Source organism: Ralstonia sp. VS2407, assembly GCF_052950655.1.
Window position 1 is genome coordinate 150,764 of record NZ_JBRFVG010000001.1, and the last position, 23,232, is coordinate 173,995.

At 62.4% G+C, this 23,232-nt stretch carries 24 protein-coding genes, 1 tRNA gene and 1 riboswitch; of the genes, 12 read left to right on the forward strand and 13 right to left on the reverse strand.

The window, feature by feature from the left end; genetic code table 11:
• Window positions 1-4: 4 nt before the first annotated feature.
• The 13 genes from ribD to glyA form a co-directional block, all read right to left on the reverse strand.
• The gene (gene ribD / locus ACU8YE_RS00715; protein WP_446927906.1) at window positions 5-1,117 is read right to left on the reverse strand and encodes a bifunctional diaminohydroxyphosphoribosylaminopyrimidine deaminase/5-amino-6-(5-phosphoribosylamino)uracil reductase RibD; all 1,113 of its coding nucleotides are present in this window, start codon (window positions 1,115-1,117) and stop codon (window positions 5-7) included.
• Between the two features lie 21 nt (window positions 1,118-1,138).
• Window positions 1,139-1,720 (reverse strand): GspH/FimT family protein, encoded by a 582-nt coding sequence (locus ACU8YE_RS00720; RefSeq protein ID WP_446927907.1) that lies wholly within the window; start codon window positions 1,718-1,720, stop codon window positions 1,139-1,141.
• On the reverse strand, window positions 1,708-2,112 hold the full coding sequence (locus ACU8YE_RS00725; protein WP_446927908.1) for a prepilin-type N-terminal cleavage/methylation domain-containing protein: 405 nt from the start codon (window positions 2,110-2,112) through the stop codon (window positions 1,708-1,710). The genes ACU8YE_RS00720 and ACU8YE_RS00725 overlap by 13 nt, the downstream gene beginning before the upstream one ends.
• Window positions 2,109-2,864: a pilus assembly protein gene (locus tag ACU8YE_RS00730; RefSeq protein WP_446927909.1), complete on the reverse strand. Its 756-nt coding sequence runs from the start codon at window positions 2,862-2,864 to the stop codon at window positions 2,109-2,111. The genes ACU8YE_RS00725 and ACU8YE_RS00730 overlap by 4 nt, the downstream gene beginning before the upstream one ends.
• Window positions 2,865-2,893: 29 nt before the next feature.
• Window positions 2,894-3,826 carry a PilW family protein gene (locus tag ACU8YE_RS00735; RefSeq protein ID WP_446928071.1) on the reverse strand — a complete coding sequence of 311 codons (933 nt, stop codon included), beginning with the start codon at window positions 3,824-3,826 and terminating at the stop codon, window positions 2,894-2,896.
• Window positions 3,827-4,133: 307 nt separating this feature from the next.
• Complete coding sequence (locus ACU8YE_RS00740; protein ID WP_446927910.1) at window positions 4,134-4,733, reverse strand: GspH/FimT family pseudopilin; 600 nt, start codon at window positions 4,731-4,733, stop codon at window positions 4,134-4,136.
• A 5-nt stretch (window positions 4,734-4,738) separates the two neighbouring features.
• Window positions 4,739-5,230 carry a type IV pilin protein gene (locus tag ACU8YE_RS00745; RefSeq protein ID WP_446927911.1) on the reverse strand — a complete coding sequence of 164 codons (492 nt, stop codon included), beginning with the start codon at window positions 5,228-5,230 and terminating at the stop codon, window positions 4,739-4,741.
• A gap of 14 nt (window positions 5,231-5,244) precedes the next feature.
• Window positions 5,245-9,177: a pilus assembly protein gene (locus ACU8YE_RS00750; protein ID WP_446928072.1), complete on the reverse strand. Its 3,933-nt coding sequence runs from the start codon at window positions 9,175-9,177 to the stop codon at window positions 5,245-5,247.
• 63 nt (window positions 9,178-9,240) lie between these two features.
• A complete protein-coding gene (locus ACU8YE_RS00755) occupies window positions 9,241-9,885 on the reverse strand; it encodes a pilus assembly PilX family protein (RefSeq protein WP_446927912.1) in 645 nt (214 codons plus the stop codon).
• On the reverse strand, window positions 9,879-10,835 hold the full coding sequence (locus ACU8YE_RS00760; RefSeq protein ID WP_440838481.1) for a PilW family protein: 957 nt from the start codon (window positions 10,833-10,835) through the stop codon (window positions 9,879-9,881). The genes ACU8YE_RS00755 and ACU8YE_RS00760 overlap by 7 nt, the downstream gene beginning before the upstream one ends.
• A complete protein-coding gene (gene pilV, locus ACU8YE_RS00765; protein WP_316878136.1) occupies window positions 10,835-11,470 on the reverse strand; it encodes a type IV pilus modification protein PilV in 636 nt (211 codons plus the stop codon). Before pilV ends, ACU8YE_RS00760 begins: the two co-directional genes overlap by 1 nt.
• A gap of 170 nt (window positions 11,471-11,640) precedes the next feature.
• A complete protein-coding gene (nrdR, locus tag ACU8YE_RS00770; RefSeq protein WP_027677963.1) occupies window positions 11,641-12,090 on the reverse strand; it encodes a transcriptional regulator NrdR in 450 nt (149 codons plus the stop codon).
• Window positions 12,091-12,215: 125 nt separating this feature from the next.
• On the reverse strand, window positions 12,216-13,463 hold the full coding sequence (gene glyA / locus ACU8YE_RS00775) for a serine hydroxymethyltransferase (protein ID WP_446927913.1): 1,248 nt from the start codon (window positions 13,461-13,463) through the stop codon (window positions 12,216-12,218).
• 134 nt (window positions 13,464-13,597) lie between these two features.
• A riboswitch (ZMP/ZTP riboswitch) is annotated at window positions 13,598-13,727 on the reverse strand.
• A gap of 139 nt (window positions 13,728-13,866) precedes the next feature.
• Here glyA and ydfG point away from each other — a divergent pair.
• The 12 genes from ydfG (at window position 13,867) to ACU8YE_RS00835 (ending at window position 23,203) form a co-directional block, all read left to right on the forward strand.
• Window positions 13,867-14,619: a bifunctional NADP-dependent 3-hydroxy acid dehydrogenase/3-hydroxypropionate dehydrogenase YdfG gene (gene ydfG / locus ACU8YE_RS00780; RefSeq protein ID WP_440076776.1), complete on the forward strand. Its 753-nt coding sequence runs from the start codon at window positions 13,867-13,869 to the stop codon at window positions 14,617-14,619.
• Window positions 14,620-14,688: 69 nt separating this feature from the next.
• Complete coding sequence (gene ybgC, locus ACU8YE_RS00785; RefSeq protein WP_253536597.1) at window positions 14,689-15,093, forward strand: tol-pal system-associated acyl-CoA thioesterase; 405 nt, start codon at window positions 14,689-14,691, stop codon at window positions 15,091-15,093.
• On the forward strand, window positions 15,090-15,782 hold the full coding sequence (tolQ, locus tag ACU8YE_RS00790; RefSeq protein ID WP_004629517.1) for a protein TolQ: 693 nt from the start codon (window positions 15,090-15,092) through the stop codon (window positions 15,780-15,782). The genes ybgC and tolQ overlap by 4 nt, the downstream gene beginning before the upstream one ends.
• 12 nt (window positions 15,783-15,794) lie before the next feature.
• Window positions 15,795-16,229: a protein TolR gene (gene tolR / locus ACU8YE_RS00795; protein WP_092971767.1), complete on the forward strand. Its 435-nt coding sequence runs from the start codon at window positions 15,795-15,797 to the stop codon at window positions 16,227-16,229.
• 52 nt (window positions 16,230-16,281) lie between these two features.
• Window positions 16,282-17,310 carry a cell envelope integrity protein TolA gene (gene tolA, locus ACU8YE_RS00800; protein ID WP_260802873.1) on the forward strand — a complete coding sequence of 343 codons (1,029 nt, stop codon included), beginning with the start codon at window positions 16,282-16,284 and terminating at the stop codon, window positions 17,308-17,310.
• Window positions 17,311-17,377: 67 nt separating this feature from the next.
• The gene (gene tolB / locus ACU8YE_RS00805) at window positions 17,378-18,682 is read left to right on the forward strand and encodes a Tol-Pal system beta propeller repeat protein TolB (RefSeq protein WP_232042218.1); all 1,305 of its coding nucleotides are present in this window, start codon (window positions 17,378-17,380) and stop codon (window positions 18,680-18,682) included.
• Window positions 18,683-18,711: 29 nt separating this feature from the next.
• Window positions 18,712-19,233 (forward strand): peptidoglycan-associated lipoprotein Pal, encoded by a 522-nt coding sequence (gene pal, locus ACU8YE_RS00810; RefSeq protein ID WP_232042219.1) that lies wholly within the window; start codon window positions 18,712-18,714, stop codon window positions 19,231-19,233.
• 68 nt (window positions 19,234-19,301) lie between these two features.
• Entirely contained in the window at window positions 19,302-20,087 is a 786-nt protein-coding gene (gene ybgF, locus ACU8YE_RS00815) for a tol-pal system protein YbgF (protein WP_316868565.1), read from the forward strand.
• Window positions 20,088-20,249: 162 nt separating this feature from the next.
• Window positions 20,250-20,924 carry a 7-cyano-7-deazaguanine synthase QueC gene (gene queC / locus ACU8YE_RS00820; protein ID WP_260802872.1) on the forward strand — a complete coding sequence of 225 codons (675 nt, stop codon included), beginning with the start codon at window positions 20,250-20,252 and terminating at the stop codon, window positions 20,922-20,924.
• Between the two features lie 6 nt (window positions 20,925-20,930).
• Entirely contained in the window at window positions 20,931-22,046 is a 1,116-nt protein-coding gene (locus ACU8YE_RS00825) for a YeeE/YedE family protein (protein ID WP_446927914.1), read from the forward strand.
• A gap of 52 nt (window positions 22,047-22,098) precedes the next feature.
• Window positions 22,099-22,174 (forward strand) — tRNA-Lys (locus ACU8YE_RS00830).
• Between the two features lie 258 nt (window positions 22,175-22,432).
• Window positions 22,433-23,203, forward strand: a complete 771-nt coding sequence (locus tag ACU8YE_RS00835) for a sugar phosphate isomerase/epimerase family protein (RefSeq protein WP_446927915.1) — start codon at window positions 22,433-22,435, stop codon at window positions 23,201-23,203.
• Window positions 23,204-23,232 lie beyond the last annotated feature (29 nt).

Sequence of the window (23,232 nt, forward strand, 5' to 3'; positions counted from 1 at the left end):
GCAATCAATCCGTCGGGTTGCGGCGCGCCAGGATGCGGAGGTCGCCCCCGATGCGCGAAATGTCGTGAAAGAAGAATTCGGCCGCGCCTTCCAGCGTTTGCAGCGGCCCCATATTGAACATGCCTTGGCCCGAGCCGAGCACCTTGGGCGCCAGATAGACAAGGATCTCGTCAACCAGCCCTTCGCGCAGCAGCGAGCCGTTGAGCTTGAAGCCGGCCTCAACATGCAGCTCGTTGATCTCGCGGCGGCCCAGTTCGCGCAGGACTGCGGCCAGGTCGACCTTTCCATCAGCGTTTGGCAGGAGGATGACCTCCGCGCCGCGCTCGCTCAACGCACGCATGCGGCCGGCTTCGGGTTGGGCGGCGAAAATCAGCGTCGGCTCGTGGTGCCCATCTGCGGTGAGGATATGGGCGTCGAGCGGTACGTCCAGCGCCGAGTCGATCAGCACGCGGCGCGGCTGGCGTGGCGTATTGACGGCGCGCACGGTCAGCCGCGGATTGTCTTCGCGCACCGTGCCGATGCCGGTGAGGATGGCACAGGCGCGTGCGCGCCAGCGGTGGCCGTCGTTGCGCGCTTCAGTTTCGGTAATCCACTGGCTGATGCCATTGTCCAGCGCGGTGCGGCCGTCCAACGATGCGCCGACCTTCACGCGGACCCACGGTGTGCCGCGCGTCATGCGTGAAACGAAACCGATGTTCAGCTCATGCGCCTCCCGCTCCAACAGTCCGCAACGCACGTCCACGCCGGCATCGCGCAGCCTCTGCAAGCCCCGTCCGGAGACGGCGGGGTTGGGGTCCTCCATGGCTGCGACCACGCGCGCAATACCGGCTTCGACCAGTCGATCTGCGCAGGGTGGGGTGCGGCCAAAGTGGCTACAGGGCTCCAGCGTCACATATGCGGTGGCGCCGCGCACGTCCTGGCCGCGCGACTGGGCATCCTTGATGGCTTGGATTTCAGCGTGGTCCTGGCCGGCAGGTTGCGTATGGCCTTCGCCGATGACGGTGTCGTCACGCACGATCACGCATCCGACGCGCGGGTTGGGCGTGGTGGTGAACAAGCCTTTCTCGGCCAGCGCCAGGGCGCGCTGCATCATGGCGTGGTCGAAGTCGGAGAACATGGGAAAAAGCGGGAGTTTGGGTTAATCGTCGTTAGCTGAGGCGCCGGTGCCGCACGTTTTAGCGTCCTTGGCCGGATCGCAGATGCGGGCGCGGCCTGCCGAGTTGATGCGGACGCGCCGCACATGGGCTCCAGACCGGATGGTCAGCGTGCCGTAGAGCTGGCTGCCGTTGCGCTGTCGCGAGTATCCCACAGGTGCATAAGACAGGGTGTCGACATCCCGCTGCGACGGTGTGAACGTAAATTGGACCGGCGGCATCACTGGAGGCGAAACATGCACCAAGATAGCCTCGGTGTCCGGTTCCAGCGGCGTCGCCTGGGTTTGCGGCGAGGGCGTCATGTACAACGCCCATCCCGATGACCAGCCCTGCTGTGCGTTGAGTGGGCCGAGGTGAATCCATGCATGCTGACTGCGCGACATGGTCTGCGCCAGTGCGATCGCGCTGACAAAGCGGTCGGCCAGAACGACGACGGTCTCGCGTTGCCACCAATTCAAGCCGGCGGGCGCCGCGAACACCGCGAGGATCGCCATGACACTCAGGACGACAACGAGCTCAACCAGTGTGAACCCGGTCCGCAGGCGAGACACCTTCATGGCCAGCATACAGACGATGCCGGCAGCCGGTCGTTGCCGATCTGCGTGAATCGTTCGCCGGTGCTGCGCAGGATAAGCGCGCCGCAGTCGGTATCCGGGTGCACTGGTCGGGCGCTGACTTCAATGCAATGCGCCGAAGCGCGGCCGTTGCACGGGCTAGCGAGCAGGTTATAGCCGGGGACGTGTTGCGGAACGCCTGCAGGTATGGAGCCATTGCCTGTTTGCGCGTATTCGCGTTCCAATTCCACCATGGTTGACATTAGCGCCGCATGCGCCGCAGCCCGCCGCGCGCGCTCATGGTGTTCTGACCAGGTTTGTATGGCGGCGCCCGCCAACAGCGCTGCGATAGCCAATGCAATCGTGAGTTCGATAAGCGTGAATGCAGCAAGGCGATGCTTCATCGCAGGCCTTCCTCGATCAGTTCACGCCAGCTCAGGCGGCCTAGCAAGAAGGTTTGCGCGTGGGTGTCGATCGCGTCCTCCCGGTTGCTGATGGTGTAGACGAGTTGGGTCACCGTGCCATTGGAGTGAATGACAGGCGGTGCAGATTCAGTGGTGGACTGAGGCGTGGATGTGCTGCGCGGCATTCGTGGGCGGAAGACCGTCTGCAGCACGACGCTGACGGCAGGGTCGGCGCCAAATCCTGCGGCCGTGATCCGATACAACCAAGGCGTTGAGGTGCCATCGGGTGGCGTAGCCTGGCCGGGCCAACGGTCCGGAATCGGCTCAATGACGTACCGGGCAGCGCGGCCGGCAATGCGCTCGCTGCCCGGCAGGTGAGCATCGATCTCTATCGCCAAGGTGGGGGTTTCCAGCAGTTGCGCCAACGACCAGAGCGATTCGCCGGGTTGCGGCTGGCATAGCCCGAGCGTGGCGCCGCTGCCGCATGCCCCGGGCGAGAAACCGCGTCGCGAAACCGGATCGAGAGCGGTGATACGTTCCTGCGGCAAGGCAGCAACACATTCGAGATTCGTGGGCGTCTCGGTGGCGACGGACAGTTCGCACTCGGCCGCATTCAGCGCTACTTCTGCGGCGTACTTGGCCAAAGCGCGATCGGCGGTGAGAGACGTGCGGTGCCGCTGATCGATCACCAGATGGAAGGTCGCCATGGTCAGCAGGCCGAGCAACGCCGCCGCAGCCATCACGATGATCATCGAAAAACCACGCACCCTAGCGCTATCGCTCAACATACGTCCACGTCACAGGCGAGCGGATTGCGTAAGCGTACCGTCGCGGTGAAGACCGCACGGCGGCGTTGGGGTTGGGTGGGCGTGAATCGCAGGTCCTGTGCGTTGATGCCTTCGACTTGCTGGACCTTGGGAAATAGCGCAAGTGTGGGCATGGTCTGGTTGGCTGACCCGGGCGCGTTGTAGTCGCCGCGGACGACCAGCGCGATGTGCACCGCTTGAACCTGGCGCCATTGATCGGTGGTCAGCGAGCGCGCAGACATCGCGGTGGTCGAGGTGCCGCCAGCAGTGGGGACCACATACAGAAGCTGCATTGTTTCGACGCCGCGGACCATGCCATTAGATGTCCAGCGGCCCGCCACTGTCTGTCCGGCTTGATGCCTTCGCGAGCGGCACATGAGCTGTGGTTCTTGATCCGATGCACGGGTGAGGTAGAGCAGCATGGATCCCGCACGCTGCGCGTCGCTGCCGTTTTGGACGCGCTCAGCGACCCCGTAGCCGGAGCAATCGATGATGCTGTCGTCAGCTCGCTGCGGGTTGGCCAGCATGCTGCGACCAGCAAAGCGCACCAGTACGGCGTCGCTCCCGTGCACGTCACCGCTGTTGCAGTCGAGGGCTTCCGCTTCGCGAGGGGTGCAACTGTCCGAACCTTGAATCGACGGAGTTGCGTTCGCGTCTGGCCATCGGCGTTCTGGCGATGCTGCTGGCGTATCGGTGACCCATCCCGCTTGCTGCAGTGCCGTTGTCAGCAATTCCAGCGCTTGCGTGCCGCGACTTTCGATCAGGGCTTCGTCCGCAATGCGCTGATAGCTTGCACGTGCAAGGAGTGTCATTTGCAGCGTGATGCCGAGCACGATCAACCCGACCAGCATGCCAATCAGCAGCTCCACCAACGTCGCGCCCCGCTGAGCATGAGAGAGGCGGCACATGTCAGCGCACGTTCGCGGATTCGACGCGGGTGTTTTGCGTTCGGACGTCGGCCGATAGCTGACGCAGGCTTCGGCTGGTTGTCTCCATCCGCTCAAGTGCGGTTAGGGTGCCCGCTGCACACAAGGACAGTACTGCTAGTGCGACGAGGGATTCGAGCAGGATGGCGCCGTGTTGGCGCGGAGCAGGGCGGGTAATGTGACGGCGGTACTTAGGCATGGTCGGTAAAGGCGCATGGGGCGCCACAAGAACCGACCTACCTTAGGAGATATGCGGGGGTTTGACTGTTACGTTTGGTGGCAATCGCCGCTACTGTGTTGCCGTGGGCACGCAGGTGCTATCAACCGCGGGGTCACAGGTTCTGGCGCGGCCGAGTGCGTTGATGATGACAGCACGAGAAGGCGGTTTGCCATCCCTAAATGAGACGACAAAGGATGCGTTGACCTGCGCCACCTTAGTGGGTGTGGTGACTGTGTAGCCCACGGGCGAGTATGTCAGTGAGGTCTGGCTGGCGGTTGAACCCGAAATGTTCGCGGTGCTCTTGAACGCCACGTTCATGTTTGTCGGCATTGGGTCGTACTGACCAAGCAGCTTATCGGCGTTGGCGTCGTAAGTGCCATTCGGATTCTGGCCTTCAGAAAAGATTCGTACGCCGGTCTGCCACCCGGTGGTGGGGTCAATAGGCGCGATGGTGACGTAGCTGTTGGTGGCGATAGCGATGGAGCGCGCCTGACCGATTGCCGAAGTGATTGAGTCGACAGAAGTGACGACGCGCTGTTTGCGCATGAAGTCATTCAGGCTGGGCGCTGCCAGCATGAGTACGACGGCCGCCACCGTGATGGTGGCCATGAGTTCCAGCAGCGTGAAACCAGTGTGCCGGGAGCGTGAGGGGACGGGGGCGGCGCGCATGGCAATCACCAGCAGTTGGAGGTGCCAGTACCTGCGTTTATGGCTGTGGGTGCTCCGGGCGGCAGGTACAACTTCTCGCCAGTGCTCCGATAGATCAGTGAGCCACACGTGGTGTCGGCCTTGCCCGCCACAGGCGTGGCGGTTAGCTCGACACACTGGTCTGCCTGGGCGCCAACCGGGCTGCCCGCGCAGAGTGCTGCGCCGATCGTGTAGTTTGAGCTGCTCGGCGAGTCACCAGAATAAGTATTGAAACCCGTCCATGCTGTTGTGCTCCCCGGCGCCGGTGCATAGCTGTTGACCTGCGCGAAATGGCGCTCGAACAGTTGCATGGTGGACAGGAGCGCCGCCTTCGCCTCGGCTCGTCGCCCCTTCTGAACGAACTGGTTATAGCTAGGGTATCCAATGATGGCCAGGATGCCGACAATCGCGACCACGATCATCAGTTCGACCAGCGTGAAGCCACGCTGGCGAGAAAGGACGGAGCGTTGGAGTTGCATGTTGGCGCCTTCCATCAGTTCAGCGTGAAGTTGCGGACTTCGCGCCAGCCGGCACGGCCGCGTCGCTGCGTAATCTGCGTGACCGAGCCGCCCGACCCTCCTGAGCCATTTGAATTGCCCACCGTCAGACCCTGAGTACCCGATGAGAGCACGATCTTGGTCTTGGTTTCGACCGTGCCGCCCACCGAGTCGCGCGAAGCATTGGCGATGGAGATGACGATCAGCGACGGTGCACCGAGCAGGCCGGTAGACGACTGATAGCCTGTGGTCGTGCCACCCAGTGGCATACCGCTCAGCACATTCAACGCATAGCTGCGGCTGCTGCCGTTGTTGCCGCACGCATCGCCGCCGGTGAGCGAGTTGAAGTAGACGACCCCGTCGGAAGCCACGGCCGCTGTGACTTGCTTTTCCGTGTTGTCAGGGAAGTCGAGCACCCAGCCAGGCTTGCGGGGGCTGGTGTAGCCCACACCTGCGGCCCCCGTTGCGTACGCAATGGTGTATGACTTGCCATCCGAAGATGCCGTCGCTGTCAATTTGTTGAGCTTGCTGCGGTCCGTGATGTAGTTGGTGCTGCCGCCGTCATCGTAGATGCCGTAGAAGCTGTTGTACTGCGTCGGCGTTCCGGTATCGGACGTTTCGTAGTACTTGCCCGTCCCAAACAGGACCATGTAGCCGCCTGGCGCATAGACAATCTGCGGTGCCATGGTGATCGGTTGCTTCCGGCCCGGCGTGCTGTAGTTGTCGGTTGCAGCAAACAGCGGCTTCTTGATCGTGCCGCCGCCGTAGTTGGGCAGGGCGGTGGAGGTCTCATTCCAAGTGGTGCTGTCGCCGGAGAGTACAAACTTCCACAGGTTGCCTTGCAGGTCGCCTGCGTAGGCTGCCATGGCGCGGCCATTGACGGCGGGCACGATGGCAGGCGTCGACAGCCCATTGGCGGTCGTGTACGGCGGCGTGCCACCGGGGATCGGGGTGACGATCTTGAAGTAGTTGGTGTTGCGCTGCCAGGGAGTGCCAGCCGGCTTGTCCAACGACAGCAGGAACAGTGCCGCCGGCGCGTTCGCGTTGTAGCTGCTATCGACCGCGTTAGAGTTCAGGCCGTTGCCGACCATCACGAACCACTTGTAGATCGGCACATTTGGATTCTTCGACGTATCTGTGCCAGTTTGCAGCTTGACGACGAGCGGGGTGCCCATCACGTTGCCCATGTCGGCGTCGTCTTTGTCGGTGAACTCCCACAGCACGTTGGAACTCGTAAACGAGCCACCTTTGGACCCAGTGGGATCAGTCACGTCGAGGGCGTATACGCCTTGAGCTCCGCCACCGAAGCCGCCAGTCAAAACTGTCCGCCAGTTCCCGTTGACTTGCGCTTCGGCAGCGACCGGTGTGGCATCTACGAACAGGCGGTGTGCGTAGCCGGGGAATGTCAGTTGATTCAGGCTCGTGAAGTCTGCATTCGGTACATACGCGAAGACTTCGCTACCCGTGCTGGCATTGAAGCCATGCACCATGCCGTCGTTGGCACCCACGTAGATCATCGGCGTACGACCGTTGTAGGTGCCAGTGAAGGTTGCGTAGCCCGTGTCCGTGATAGCGCCCGAAGGGTCGCCCACATAGGTTGGCGCGGAGCCGATGATGTCGCCGAGCAGGCTATTGCGAGCGCGGAAGATGCCGCTGGAATTGCTCGTGGTGTTTTCCTTACTCTGATCGCCTCGCAGATAATTCAGGCGATCTTGGCCACTGCTGTCCGCTGCACCGTTGTCAGGATTGGTATTGAGCAATGCTTGCTGGCTTTGCGAGATATTCGCCCACGCGAAAGCCACACCCTTTCCTGTGTCCGAGTTCGTGGTGAACACGGAGCGGCCGGTGTATTTGGTCCCCGATGTGCCGCCGTACGCCGTCGTGAGTAAGGCACCCGCCTCCCATGTCGCCTGCGAACTGACTTGTACATTGGAGCCATTCAGCGTGAGCTGATACGCCGCAAGGCGGCCGTTCCACTTCTGGTCGAAGCCAGGGGCGTATACGTAAGTGTTGTTCCCCGAGTCACCGGTGATGCGCGCGCTCGACAGCGCAACACCCGACAGCGTGCCAGCGTACGAGACAATCTGCGCGAAGATATTCTTGATTGCGGCGATCATCGTGGCGGGTTGGCCACCCAGGAACCAGTTGTAAGGAATGTTCGAGCCAGTCGGAGCCGCTTCCCATTCGGTGTTGTTGTTGACGACTGTGATGCCGTCCGCGCCAAATGTCTTGAACGGATTGCCGTCGTTGTTGGCATCCTGGAAGCCGCCGTACTTCGCGGCTAAGAAGAATTGGCTCTGGCGCTGTGTGTCGCCGACGGTACCGTTGCCATTTTCGTTGACGTCAATGACGAACGTGGTGACACGCGCCGTCGGCATATCGGGACGAAAACCGTATGTGTGCGCCCAGTAGGCGACACCCGCTAGGTAATACGAGGCCCAGTGGGAAGTCGCGTGGTTGATGTCGCCCAGGTTGGTGAAGGAGGTGTCTAGTGGTCTGCCGTTGCCAGCCGCGGGCGTGTTTGTTTCGAGCGCCCCGACCCGGTTAGTCCAGTCTCGTACGTCGAAGTTGTCGTAGGTACTGACGGCCCGAGTCGGATCCCCTTGGTTGGATACTTGGTTGCCAGGGATGTAATGATCTTCGTGGGTATTGATGTCGCCGATCAGGAAGTCGTAGTTGCGCTGGCAGCCGCTCAGCATCGGGTCGGTATCCCAGGTGGTGTACACCGGGAAATTGTCCGAATACGTGGAGTCTGGCAGGCCAGCGATCGCTTCTGGCGTCGGTTTTTGCTTGAATTGCAGATAGCGAATGCTCTCGTAAAACATTTCGCTCACGGGGTCGTAGGTCTTGTAGTTGCCAGTAGGGTTGTCGGTCGGGCCTCCGAGATCGCCCATGTTTCGGCCTGACAACTTCACGCTGGTGCGGCCAAATTTATTCAGGTAGTTGATAACGCCGCTCGTGCCTTCGGCTGCCTTCAGGGGGTTTGTAGCGAATACCCCGGTTGAGGCATCGAATTCCGGTGCAGAGTTGGTGATCGCATTCAGGTTAGTGTCGACGGCCGTTGAGCCCACGTACTTCATGGGAGCCCGTAGGACGCCACCGTATCGCTCGTTTTGCGTTAGCTTTGTGTCATTTGTGCTGTCGTTCAGATAACCGAATGCCGCAAAGCGCATGCGGTCGGCGTTGAGCTGCATCTGACCGACCGGCTTGTAGTTGCCGTTGTAGTTCAGGCAGAGATCGGTGCGAGTCGAGCCTTCATTTGTGTCGCACACCTGTACCTGTACCCGGTACGACTGGCTAGCGTATTTGCCGGGGTTGCCGCATGAGGCTTTAGAGTCGTCTTGACTGGAGAAGAAGATATGGTTACCGCACGACGCGATGTAAAGCTTCGAAGAGGTGAACGGCGTGACCTTGCTGGGCGCACTTGCATTGCCAGAGCCATCGATGCTCTTGAGTGGGAAATATGAATTGCTCTTGAAGAAATCATCGCGCAGTACCGCACGCTGTAGCACGGTCTGGGTTTTTGTATCGATGACACGGTCGCCGCCGGTCATCGCCATGCGGAATTCATCGATAGCGGATGAAGCCGCCCAATTCATGAAATTGCCTGAGAAGGTGCCCGAGCATTCGAAGGATGAGTTCGTCGCACCCGAAATCGTGAAGTAACCGTTGGTAGAGTCGTAGGTGTAGCACTTGGTCGGATTGAAGTAACCAAGGAACGTCTGGGTCTTATCGTAGGCGCCACGATACGCTGCGCCCGTCGTCGGAAATTCCACCGACAGTGAGAGCATCAGGTTGGGGTGCACGTTCTGGCTGCGCCCATATAGCGGGACAGTGGAGATCGCCACGGTTGGCACGCTGTTGGCCGCGCCCATGACCGAAACCCAGCCCATTGCAAAGACGGCCAGCAAGCCGCGGATGATTTTCATGGTGTTCAGCCCCCCGAAAAGGCTTTGTTTTTTTGCCATGTTTGTCGTGTCGCCCAGTGCTGGTCAGCCCGGTGTATCCGTCTTGCGATAGACCGACTGCAGCATGACCTGTGCCCCGAGATTGGGCCCCCAACCGACTGCCGTGATGCGGTAGAGGAAAGTGGCCGGTCCCTGCACATTCCCGCCGATCGTTCTGTCTGGCAGGATCTCGATGATGTAGCGCGGCTTTTGTGCGGGCAGCAGGCCCGTCCCCGTGGGAAAGGTCCGGCCAGTGAAGTCGCCGAAACCCACCGTCTGTGGCGTGCCGGATGTGCTCCAACTCACCGTGTTCCAGACTGCGGTGGCGCCATCCGGAGCAGGTTGGCACAGCCCCTGATAGGGCGTCGTTGTGCCAGGGCCGCCGGTGTTGCAACCGCTGCCAGGAAAGCCAGTGGTTTTGGTTGGATCGAAGATTGCCGACCGCGTGTTGGTGGCAGTACCGTTGCCGGCCGATGCGTTTTGGATATCGTATTCAGCGTCGCGCAAGGCCGCCTCGGCCGCCTGGAAAGCGATGTCGGTGTCGCGCTGGTTTCGGCTCATCCGCTTGGAGTCGATCGCCAGCCGCGCGCCGCCGATTGCCAAGAGGGTGATGACGAGCAACATCACCAGTGCAGTGATCAACGCGAAGCCCATCGTACGCCCTGGAGCGCGAGTGGAGATCATCAGCATGACGGATCTCCCGAGAAGCAGGTCATGTAGTTGCGCGTTTGCACCGTGGCGGTAAAGAGTCGGCGCGCCATCTGCGTGTTTGCCGTGGCTTGGTAGGTACCGTCGACATAGGTGTATTGCTTGCCGAACAAGGTGAACTTCTGTGCGCCGCTGCCAACGTCTGCACTGGCGTTGTCGGCACGTACTACCAGTGCCACTTTGACTGCGTAGACGTTCTGCCAGTCGGTCGTCGACATGTCGGTGGCGCGTTTGAACACGTCCGGCACCGCGTCGCCGTCTACCGATACGCCATACAAGAACTGCAGCGACTCCACGCCCGGCACCAGCTGCTGGGTGGCGAACGTGGTCGTAGCGGCGCCTGTGCTGTCGCGCTGTCGGAACTTGCAGGCGAGGTACGAACCGGTGCTGTCCGTCTGAACGAAGAATATCGACAGGCCACGTTGGCTCGCTGCAAGGTCGATGCTGGTGGGCGAGGCGACGCCTTGGCCGGAGCAGTCGACCATCGAGTTATCCGGCACGGTCGGATTCGCAGCGGTGCCGGAGCCAAAAAAGCGGATCTCCAGAGCATCGTTGTTCTTGTCCACCATGGTGTTCTTGCACGATGCCGGCACCGTTTGCGAAAGCGATTCCACATCGGCTGGGTTATCGCAACCGTCCACCCCGCTGATCATGGGCGGGTCGCTTTGAGCAAGCTGGATCATTCCACCGCCCGACGTATTCGGCGGCGAAAACGCCGTTTGCCGAAGGGCCCGCGTGATGACGCCGAGGGCAAACTGTCCGCGCTCTTCTAGGTTCGAGCTGTCGTCGATGGTCGTGTAGGTCGAGCGCGTCATCAGATAGAACGACACGGTCGCAACTAGCACCAGCAACGAGATCACCAAGGCGACCATCAACTCGATCAGCGAGAAACCGCGTGCACGAGCCGCCGAGCGAAAGGGAGGGCGACGCATCACTGGCCTCCCGTATCTACAACAACAACCATCTGCGGATTTGGCGCCACCGAGCTGGCCGCATCTGCGGCGTTGGCCGCCGCCGCACTTGCTGACAAGTCCTTGTTGGTGAAGCGCGAAACCCAACCCATCTTGATCACTACCGGCGACGTGGCCGCCTTATCGCAGTTCCATCCGCTGAAACCGCCGGTAGTGGAGTAGGTCACGGTGTCACGGCAAACGACTGCGCGGCCGCCCGGTAGAGCGCCCTGAACGGCGCTTGCCCACTCGATGACATCGAATTGTGCGGCGGCGGCGGCGCATACGGCGCTACCCGACGTGCATCCACAGTTGGTCGCGCCGGTGGCGCAACTCTGTGCATAAAAATTGATGGCGGACGTTCCGCTGGCGCTTTGAGTATCGATGAAGTACGGCGAGCTGGCGGTGCCCAGGGTGCTGGAGTTGGCCCGCATCCGATCCGCCATATTCGACGCCAATTGCAGGGCCAGCGTGTCATACGCTCCCTGCTGCGTAAACCGATACGACTTGATTAAAAGATTGGCGACACTGAGCACGCCGACGGCCAAAATCAGCACGGCGATCAATGCTTCGAGCATAGTGAAGCCAAGCGCTTTCCCCGGCAAAGCGTGGCGCATGGTGACTCCCGCGAATTGTTCCGACCAACTATTTTTTTAATGCTTCTTTCGTCACTTATCCGGGCATGCTACGCCAAGATTGTGACAAAGTGCTACTTCTTTGCTTTGACAGCGGATTAAACCGAAATTTTGGTCGGAGCGCTAGTTCGGACAGCGGTGGAAAACAGGGCTTATTGGCGGAATTCGTCGAGCATGTCGCGAAATTCCGACACATCCTCAAAACTCCGGTACACCGATGCAAACCGGATGTACCCGATCTTGTCCAGCCGCTTGAGTTCGCGCATCACAAGCTCGCCGACGCGGTCGCTGCCGATTTCCTTCTCGCCGTGGCTGAGGAGCTTTTCTTCGATGCGGGCGATGGCCTCGTCGATGGCCTCGGCGGAAACGGGGCGCTTGCGCAGCGCAAGGCGCATGGAGTCCTTGACCTTGTTGCGGTCGTAATCAACGCGGCTGCCGTTCTTTTTGACGACGGCGGGAAAGAACAGCTCGATGCGTTCGTAGGTGGTGAAGCGGCGGTCGCAGGATTCGCAGCGGCGGCGGCGGCGCACGGTGTCGCCTTCTTCCGACATGCGGGTATCAATCACCTGGGTGGCCGCGTGGCCGCAAAAGGGGCATTTCATGCCGGTGGTCTCCTCGGCAACCTCAAAGAACGCACTGCGCTAAAAGAACAACGCCGCGATGGCCTGGGCAGGCACATCGCGGCAGGGTACTACGTGGCCGGGAGATCCGGCCATCAGCGGATGCCTTAGGCGTAGACCGGGAACCGCTTGGTCAGCTCGGCCACCTTGGCGCGCACGGCGGCGATGTTCGCTTCGTCGTGCGGGTTGTCCAGCACATCGGCAATCAGGTGGGCGACCGTCACGGCCTCGGCTTCCTTGAAGCCGCGCGTTGTCATGGCCGGTGAACCCAGGCGCACACCCGAGGTCACGAACGGCTTTTCCGGGTCATTCGGAATCGCATTCTTGTTGACGGTGATGTGTGCGTCCCCAAGCACTTTCTCGGCTTCCTTGCCGGTGATCTTCTTGGCGCGCAGGTCGACCAGCATCACGTGGCTTTCTGTGCGGCCCGACACGATGCGCAGGCCACGGGCCATCAGCGTTTCTGCCATGGCTGCCGCGTTCTTCACGACTTGTTGCTGGTAAGCCTTGAACTCCGGCGACAGCGCTTCCTTGAAGGCCACTGCCTTGCCGGCGATCACGTGCATCAGCGGGCCGCCCTGGATACCCGGGAAGATCGCCGAGTTGATGACCTTCTCGTGCTCAGCCTTCATCAGGATCACGCCGCCGCGCGGGCCGCGCAGGCTCTTGTGCGTAGTTGTCGTCACAAAGTCAGCGTGCGGCACCGGGTTCGGGTACACACCTGCGGCGATCAAGCCAGCGTAGTGCGCCATGTCGACCATGAAGTACGCGCCGATCGACTTGGCGATTTTGCCGATGCGCTCGAAATCGATGCGCAGCGCAAATGCCGATGCGCCGGCAATGATCAGCTTCGGCTTCTTCTCTTGCGCCAGGGCTTCGAGCGCGTCGTAATCGATGTCTTCCTGCGCGTTCAGGCCGTAGCTCACAACGTTGAACCACTTGCCGCTCATGTTGAGCGCCATGCCGTGCGTCAGGTGGCCGCCTTCGGCCAGGCTCATACCCATGATCGTGTCGCCCGGCTTGAGCACGGCGAAGAACACGCCCTGGTTGGCCTGCGAGCCCGAGTTCGGCTGCACGTTGGCGGCTTCCGCGCCAAAGAGCTGCTTCACGCGGTCGATGGCGAGCTGTTCCACCACGTCCACATATTCGCAACCGCCGTAGTAACGCTTGCCGGGGTAGCCCTCGGCGTACTTGTTGGTCAGTTGCGAGCCCTGCGCGGCCATCACGGCCGGCGAAGTGTAGTTCTCGGAGGCAATCAGCTCGATGTGGTCTTCCTGACGCTGATTTTCCTGCTGGATGGCGGCAAAGATTTCGGGATCGATCTGGTCGATCGTATAGCGGCTGCGTTCGAACATGGCGAGTGTCTGGTCTGAAACGAAACGGAAAAGGCGGAGATCGGGCGAGGCGTGGGGAAACATGCGCGCGGCTTGAACGACTGCGCTCGGTGTTGGCCGACTGCAGCGGGTGTCCAAGTCACCCTGTGCTTCCCATTCGCTGCCCAGGCGAGCGGCAGGCGCCGTTGTGCATGACGCCAGAAACCTTGCGCTTCCTCGTGGTCGCTGCCCACATGTCGAAGCTGCGCAAAGCAGCTTCAGGATTCGCCAGTCGCGCAAGGTGGAATGGTTGCCCGCGAGTGTACGACAGCCCCATGGTCGCCGCAAGAAGCGAGCGTGCAGACACGCACATTGCGGTGCAATGCGGTTCAAGGCTTCAGGTAAACTCTGATCTTTCGCTTTCTTAAGGTCCGGAGACACTTCCATGATCGTATTCGTGACCGGCGCAACCGCCGGGTTCGGCGCGGCCATCGCGCGGCGTTTCGTGCGAGAAGGCCATCGTGTGATCGCGGCAGGCCGCCGCCAGGACCGTCTCGACGCGCTCAAGGCTGAATTGGGCGACGCCGTGCTGCCGTTGGTGCTGGACGTGCTGGATGCCGATGCCGTTGCCGCGTTGCCGGGCACGCTGCCTGAGGGCTGGCGCGAAGTCGACGTGCTGGTCAACAACGCCGGTCTGGCCTTGGGCCTCGAACCCGCCCAGCGCGCTGATCTGTCCGACTGGGACCGCATGATCGGTACCAACTGCTCCGGACTGGTCCATATGACGCGTGCGTTGCTTCCCGCCATGGTCGAGCGCAACCGCGGTCACATTATCAATATCGGCTCCATTGCCGGGACGTACCCGTATCCGGGCGGCAACGTGTATGGCGCGACCAAGGCGTTCGTGCGCCAGTTCTCGTTGAACTTGCGCGCAGACCTGACCGGCACGCGCGTGCGCGTCTCGAACGTCGAGCCAGGTCTTTGCTCCGGCACAGAGTTTTCCAACGTGCGTTTCAAGGGCGACGATGCCCGCGTGGAGAAGGTCTACGAAGGCACGGAAGCCCTGACCGCCGACGACATCGCCGAGGCCGTCTACTGGATGGCGGCGCTTCCCGCGCACTTCAATGTCAACGCGATGGAGCTGATGCCCGTTTGCCAGTCATTCTCGGCCACCAGCGTGACGCGAGGCATGGCCTGAATCCCAGCGCAAGCCCTCGGCCGGTCGGTGGATGGCTGGCCGTCACTTGCGTCTTGGTAAAATTACCCGATGGCTTCTTTTGACTGGAACCTCCGCGTGTATTGGGAAGATACCGACGCGGGTGGCGTGGTGTTTTACGCCAACTATTTGAAATTTTTTGAGCGCGCCCGCACTGAATGGCTGCGCGCGCTTGGGGTCGACCAGCAGGCGCTGGCCGATACGACCGGGGCCATTTTTGTGGTGCGCAGCACCGCTGTGGATTACCGCGCGCCGGCGCGCCTGGACGACCTGCTGCAGATCCGTTCGCGTATGGAACGGGTCGGCCCCGCGTCGGTCCAATTCGCCCAGGAAGGCTGGCGCGGCGACATTTTGCTCGCATCAGGCACGATTCGTGTTGGATGTGTCGACCGGCTCACTTTCCGGCCGACCCCGATTCCCGCTCCCGTACTCGCAACCATCAAAGCCGCCGCATGAATCCCGTCGAGGTCACACAAGATCTGTCGATCGTCTCGCTGGTGCTGCACGCCAGCCTCCTGGTCCAATTCGTCATGGGCCTGCTGCTGGTGATGTCGCTGTTCTCCTGGACGTACATCTTCCGCAAAGCGTTTGCGCTGCGCGCCGCGCGCAGCCAGACAGAATCGTTCGAGCGCGATTTCTGGGCCGGCGGCGACCTGCAGGCGCTGTATCAGAGCGCTGCCAACAACCGCCACACGACGGGGGCGCTCGAGCGCATCTTTGAAGCCGGCATGCGCGAATACCTCAAGGCGCGCGAGCTGCAGCGCGGTGGCGGGGATCCGAGTGCCATTCTGGATGCTTCCCGCCGTGCCATGCGTGCGGCCTACCAGCGCGAGATGGATTCACTGGAATCGCATCTGCCGTTCCTGGCGTCCGTCGGCTCGGTTAGCCCGTACATCGGCCTGTTCGGGACCGTGTGGGGGATCATGAACGCCTTCCGCGGCCTGTCCAACGTGCAGCAGGCGACGTTGTCGGCCGTGGCGCCCGGTATTGCCGAAGCGCTGGTCGCTACGGCCATCGGCCTGTTTGCGGCCATTCCGGCGGTGATTGCCTACAACCGCTACGCCACCGAGATGGACCGCCTGGCCAACCGCTTCGAGAGCTTCATGGAAGAGTTCTCGAACATCCTCCAGCGCCAGACGCGCTAAGGAGCCGCGCTCATGGCTACCATCCAGCGAACGCGCCGCGCCCGACGGGCCAAGGCCGACATTAATGTCGTTCCGTACATCGACGTGATGCTGGTGCTGCTGGTCATCTTCATGGTGGCGGCGCCCGTGGTGAACCCGGGGGTGGTCAATCTGCCCTCGGTGGCCAATGCCACGCCGCAACAGACCCAGCCGCCGATCGTCGTGACCATCAAGGGTGACGGCACGATCCTTGCTCGCGTCAAAACAGGTTCGGGAGCAATCGAGCAGAAGCTCGCCAACAACAACGAGCTGCGCGCATTTGTGAAGCAGCGCACTGACGAAAACCCCGATCAGCCCGTCGTGATTGCCGCCGACAAGTCGGTCCAATACGACCGCGTGCTGACCGTAATGAGCGTGCTCAAGGGCGATGGCGTCAAGCGCGTCGGCCTGATGGTGAAATCGTCATGAGCACGTTGATGAACCGAGCGTTGACGAACCAAGGCGGGGCAACCTGAACGTCATGACTACGACGTCGTTGCATCGTTATGAGCCTGTGCGCGAGCGTGGCACGCTGCGCGCGTTCGGGCTGGCGGTCCTGACACACGTTCTGCTGATCATCTTTCTGTACTTTGGCGTGCAGTGGCAGAGCAGCACCCCGCGCGGCGAAGAGGCCGAGCTGTGGGACGAGGCTGCGGTTCAGCAGGCCGTGCAGCAGGCCGCGCCGGTGCCTGAGGTCAAGCCGGAACCGGTGATCAAGGCGCCGCCGGCCAAGGTGGAAGAGGAAGCCGATATCGCGCTGGAGCAGCAGAAGCGCAAGCGTGAGCAGGAGGCTGCTGCCGCCCGTGAGGCCGAGCTTGCCCGCCGAGCCGCGGAAGACCGCGCCGAAGCACAGCGTCAGGCCCGTCTGAAGGAAGAGCAACAGGCCCGCCAGGCGGAACTCCAACGTAAGGCCCTGGCCGAACAGCAGGCCAAGGAAAAGGCAGCTGAAAAGGCCGCGGCGGACGCGGCGCAGGCTCGCAAGAATGCGCAACTGCAAGCCCAGGCCGAAGCCAAAGCCAAGGCGGAAGCCGAAGCGAAGCAGAAGGAGTTGAAAGCGAAGGCCGCTGCAGAAGCCAAGGCCAAGGCCGATGCCGAGCGCAAGGCGAATGAATCGCGCGCCAATGCACAGCGTCAGGCACAGCTGGATCGGCTGCGCGCAATGGCGGGTGCGGGTGCGACTGGCACGGTGGCGGGCTCTGGCGGTGGTGTCGGCAATGCTCAGGGCACGGGTGGTACAGCATCGGCAGGGTATGCCGAGCGTGTGCGAGCCAAGGTCAAGCCGAACATCCTGTTCGATCCTTCGGCCGTCAATGGCAACCCATCGGCGGTCGTGTCGGTGCAGATGGCGCCGGACGGTTCGATCCTGTCCAAGCGGCTGACGAAATCGAGCGGCAACGGCGCCTATGACGAGGCTGTCATGCGCGCGGTCGAGCGCTCTGATCCGTTGCCTCGCGACACCAATGGCAAAGCGCCGTCGAGCGTCATCCTGACGTTCCGGCCGAAGGAATAACGGGTCGGTGCTCGCCTACGCGGCGTCGGCCAACGGTACTCAGATTCCGGATTTGATAGTAGGGAAGATGAACATGATGCGAACGATGTGGATCCCGATGTTCCGACGCGCAGCGCAGGCACTGCTGCTGACTGCGGCAAGCGCCGGCGTGGCCCATGCCCAGCTCAACGTGGAGATCTCGGGCGTCGGCGCCAGCCAGTACCCGATCGCGATCGCCAACTTCCAGGGTGAGGCACAGGCTCCGCAAAACCTTTCGGCGATTGTCCGGGCAGACCTGGTGCGCAGCGGCCGCTTCTCAAACGTCGATGTGGCCGGCGCCGTGGTGCCGGAAAGCCCGGCACCTGACCTGGGTGCATGGAAAGCCAAGGGCGCCGCAGCCTTCGTGGGCGGCACCGTGACCCGCAACGGCGATCGCTACGAAATCCGCTTCCGCCTGTACGACACGGCCAAGGGCGAAAGCCTGGGCGGTCTGTCGCTGACGCGCGGCCCTGGCCAACTGCGCTTAGCCGCGCACGAAATTGCCGATTACATCTATCAGAAGCTGATTGGCGAGCGCGGTATTTTTGCGACGCGGCTGTCGTACGTGTCCAAGGTCGGCCGCCGCTTCCAGCTGCAGATTTCCGACTCGGACGGCGCCAATCCGCAGATCGCATTGACGAGCAATGAGCCGATCATCTCGCCGTCGTGGTCGCCGGACGGCACCAAGGTCGCGTATGTCTCGTTCGAGAGCAAAAAGCCGGTGGTGTACGTGCATGATCTGGTGGCGGGCCGCCGCACGGTCATCTCGAACCAGAAGGGCAACAACTCGGCGCCGGCCTGGTCGCCGGACGGCCGCCACGTGGCGGTGTCGCTCTCGCGCGATGGCAACACGCAGGTCTATCTGGTCAACGCCGATGGCTCGGGCCTGCGCCGCCTGAGCCGCAGCAGCGCCATCGATACGGAGCCGTCGTTCTCGCCGGATGGCCGTTACATCTACTTCACGAGCGATCGTGGCGGCGCCCCGCAGATCTATCGCATGTCGGTTGACGGCGAAGAGGCGGGCGGTGCGCAGCGCGTGACGTTCAAGGGCAACTACAACACGAGCCCGCGTGTGTCGCCTGACGGCAAGCTGCTGGCGTACATCTCGCGTGTGGGCGGCGCGTTCCGCCTGTACACGCAGGACTTGTCCAACGGCGATGTGAATGCGCTGACGGATACATCGCACGATGAATCGCCGAGCTTCGCTGCCAACGGCAAGTTCATCCTGTATTCCACGCGCGTTGGCGGCAAATCGGTGTTGGCCGCCGTGTCGACCGATGGCCGTACGCGTCAGGTTCTTTCCCTCCAGGCCGGCGAAGTTCGTGAGCCGGCGTGGGGTCCTTTCATGCAATAACGAAGCTGTTCCACTAGGAGAAATCGGACATGTCGAAGTCCCAAACCATGATCAAACTCGCAGCCATTGCCGCGCTGCTGGCCCTGGGCGCTTGCAGCTCGGGCGTGAAGCTCGATGACACCGCCAAGAACGGTACGGGCGGTGCCGCCGGCACGGGCGCTGATGCCCGCACGGTGACCCCGGTGGACGTGGGCCGTGACGAGCTGACCGACCCGAACAGCCCGCTGGCCAAGCGCAGCATCTACTTCGATTTCGACAGCTACTCGGTCAAGCCGGAGTACCAGGGCCTGCTGGGTCAGCACTCGCGTTACCTGCAATCGCATAACCAGCGCAAGATCCTGATCCAGGGCAACACCGACGAGCGCGGCACGAGCGAATACAACCTCGCACTGGGCCAGAAGCGTGCAGAGGCCGTGCGTCGCGCCCTGTCGTCGATGGGGGTGCCTGACAGCCAGATGGAAGCCGTGAGCCTGGGTAAGGAAAAGCCGCAAGCGACCGGCCACGACGAAGACTCGTGGGCACAGAACCGCCGCGCCGACATCGTCTATTGATCGGTACGGTTTGAAGTGGAACGCGCCGGCTGCGAGGTTGCGGCCGGCGTTCTTACGTTGGCAATCACATGAATACGATGATGAAACAGCGCGCTTATGGGGCCACGCGTCGGGCCATCCTGATGGCGACGCTCGTCGCGGGTGGCGCCCTCACCATGGCCGGCCCGGCGGCAGCGGGGGTGTTTGACGACGATGAGGCGCGCCGCGCCATCATCGACATGCGCGACAAGTTCAACAACTTCCAGTCGACGGCGGCCCAGCGCATCGATCAGAACAGTAAGAACCTGATCGATGCGCAAAACCAGATCGAAACGCTCAAATCCGAAGTGGCGCGCCTGCGCGGGCAGAACGAAGTCCTGCAGAACAGCGTCGATACGCTGACCAAGCAGCAGAAGGATTACTACGCCGACCTGGATGCGCGCCTGAAGAAATTTGAGCCGCAGCAAGCGACGGTGGACGGCCGCGAAGGCATGGTCCAGCCGAACGAGAAGCCGGAATACGACGCCGCGCTCAAGGCGTTCCAGAGTGGCGACTTCAAAGGCGCGGGCAACCAGTTCTCGGCGTTCGTGAAGAAGTATCCGCAAAGCCCGTATCTGCCGCTGGCGCAGTTCTGGCTGGGCAATGCGCTCTATGCGCAGCGCGACTACAAGGGCTCGAGCTACGTGCTGGAGAACATGGCACGCAGCAACCCGCAGCATCCGAAGGCGCCCGATGCGTTGCTGCAGGTGGCGACCAACCAGGGTGAGTCGGGCCAGAAGGCGGCCGCACGCAAGACGCTGGAATCGGTGGTCTCGCAGTATCCCGGTACCGAGCAGGCCAAGACCGCGCAAAGCCGCCTGAAGACGATGCGCTGAACGGCAAGCTGCACGGCATATGAACAAACGCCCGCCCGTGGCTGCACCGGCGGGCGTTTTTCATGGGGCGCCGAATGGCGGGCATATGCCGCATCCGGCGCGGGCAGGGCGGCGGCACGCTAAAATGCGGACCTTCCCGATTTGCTTCGCAAGGCTTCGCCCATGAAAAAACGCGCCATCGTCCTGCTCTCCGGCGGGCTGGACTCTGCCACCGTGCTCGCCATGGCCAATGCCGATGGCTTTGAGACTTACGCGCTGTCGATGCGCTATGGCCAACGCCACTCCTCCGAGTTGGAAGCGGCCAAGAAAGTGGCGGCGACGCTGGGCGCAGTGCGCCATGAAATCGTCGATCTGGACCTGCGCAAGTTCGGGGGCTCCGCGTTGACGGACGATGCGCTCGATGTGCCGACCGACGGTGCGCAGTCGGGCATCCCGATCACGTATGTGCCGGCGCGCAACACGATCATGCTGTCGCTGGCGCTTGGCTGGGCCGAGGCGGTTGGCGCGCGTGACCTCTTCTTTGGCGCGAATGCCGTGGACTACTCCGGCTATCCGGATTGCCGCCCCGAATACGTTGCCGCTTACGAAACGCTCGCCAACCTCGCGACGAAGGCTGGCGTGGAAGGCGAGCGCATCCGCGTGAACGCACCCATCATCAACATGACCAAGGCGGAAATCATCCAGGCCGGCGTGCGGCTGGGCGTGGACTACGGCCTGACCGTGTCGTGCTACAAGGCCGACGACGAAGGCCGCGCGTGCGGCGTGTGCGATTCGTGCCGCATCCGCAAGGCCGGGTTTGAAGCCGCCGGCGTGCCCGACCCCACCCGCTACGTCTAACGCACCATGCCCGATATCGACCTCAACGCGTTGTCCCACACGGTGCTGTGGGCCACGTTCGCGCTTACGTTCGTGTTTGGCGCGATCCTGCAGCGCACACACTTCTGCACGATGGGTGCGGTGTCCGACGTCGTCAACATCGGCGACTGGAACCGGTTGCGCATGTGGGCGCTGGCCATCGGCGTGGCCATGATCGGCACGGGGTGCCTGAGCTGGCTTGGCCTGATCGATACAAGCAAGACGATCTACACGGCAAGCAAGCTGCTGTGGCTGTCTTCGCTCGTGGGCGGGCTGCTGTTCGGCTTCGGCATGGTGCTGGGCTCGGGCTGCGGCAGCAAGACGCTGGTGCGCATCGGCGGCGGCAATCTCAAGTCGGTCGTGGTGTTCGTGTTCCTGGGGCTGGCGGCATACATGACGCTCAAGGGCGTATTTGGCGTAGTGCGTGTGGCCACGGTGGATAGCGTTGCCATTGCGCTGCCGACGTCGCAGGATCTGCCCAGCGTGCTGAGCCACGCGTTCTCCGCCGATGTGCGCATGCTGCGCCTGGTGCTGGCGCTGGTGATGGGCGGGGCGCTGTCGCTGTGGGCGCTGCTCGCGCGTGATTTCCGCACGCGTGACAACCTGCTCGGCGGCATCGGCGTCGGGCTCATCATCGTCGGCATGTGGTATGTGTCGGGGCATCTCGGCTACGTGCAGGAAGATCCGAACACGCTGCAGGAAGCCTTTGTAGCGACCAACAGCGGCCGCATGGAAGCGCTCAGCTTCGTTGCGCCGGTGTCGTACACGCTGGAGTGGCTGATGTTCTTCAGCGATACGTCGAAGGTGCTGACGGTCGGCATCGTGAGCGTGCTGGGGGTGATTGCTGGCTCGGCGGTGGTGGCACTGGCCACGCGCACGTTCCGCTGGGAAGGCTTTGCCAATGCCGAGGACACGGGCAATCACATCATTGGCGGCATCCTGATGGGCATTGGGGGCGTCACGGCGCTGGGATGCACGATCGGGCAGGGCCTGTCGGGCGTGTCGACGTTGGCGATCGGCTCGTTCATCGCGCTGGCCGGTATCGTGATCGGTGCGGTGCTGGCGTTCCGCTACCAGATGTGGCGGATGGAGCGGCTTGTCTGACCGGAGGGGCGTTGACAGAGGCGCGGATATCTTCCTATAATCGCGGTCTTTGGGGTCTTTAGCTCAGTCGGTAGAGCAGTAGACTTTTAATCTATTGGTCGCGGGTTCGAATCCCGCAGGACCCACCAAAAATTCGAAGGGCTGACAGGCGACTGTCGGCCCTTTTTGTTTGGCTGTCCTTCCGCCCAACTTCGTCTCCTCGGGCGCTCTCTGCGTGGTCGAGCATCCACATCGATAGCACGGTGTGCCTTCCCGATAGCGTCATCACCTGACCGCCGCGTCGCTTTCCGCCCGCGCCGCTAGGGATTTCCTCTATAGCGCTCATCACCTGCAGCAACCACCATATCTTCCATTGGAACCGGTTCCATACGGAGAAAAGCGCACAAATGGCAGATATCGTGATCGTGGCGAGCGCGTTTGGCGCCGCCCACGTGCTCGAGCAGGGGCATCACGCCTATGTTCCCGTGGCCGCATCGGTCGGCGCGGCCGGCTTCGAGGTGCGGCGCGAACTCTTGCCCGCTGGGCTCGATGGCACGGTTTCGGCGCAGCTCCTCGCTGCCTTGGGCCGGCTGATTGCCGCGCATGGCCTCTGGGCGGTCTATTCGACGCCGGCCACGCTGTACACGGACGACGGCGCTCTGGATGCTGCCGCTATTCGCGGCGCGCTGGCGGAAGCGCAAACCTTGGGCGCGCGCATCGTGAAGTTCCAGCTTGGCGGGTTTGCCGGCGATGCGTCGGCAGAAGTGCTCGCCCAGCTGCTGCAAGGCTGGCGCCCCCGGGTGCTGGTTGAGAACGGTCAGCAGACGGTGGGCGGCTCCCTCGCGCAGTTCCGAGGGTTGTTCGACGCATTGGAAAGCGCGGGTGTGGCCGACATGCTGGGCATGACATTCGATGTTGGCAACTGGGAGTGGTCGGGTGAAGCGCCGCTGGCGTGTGCGCGAGCCCTGGCCCCCTATGTGGAATACATCCATTGCAAGAGCGTCGCGGGCGAGGGGGCACGCCGCTTTGCGGTGGCGCCAGCGGGCAGCGATGCGGGGTTCGCCGCTGTGTTGGCAGCATTGCCGGGCGATGTTCCGCGCGGCATCGAATTTCCGTTCGACGCGGTCGATCTCGCCGCCGATGCCCATCAGCATGTCACGTGGCTCAAGGCCGCCTGACTGTGACTCGACATCAAAGGAGCTTACGC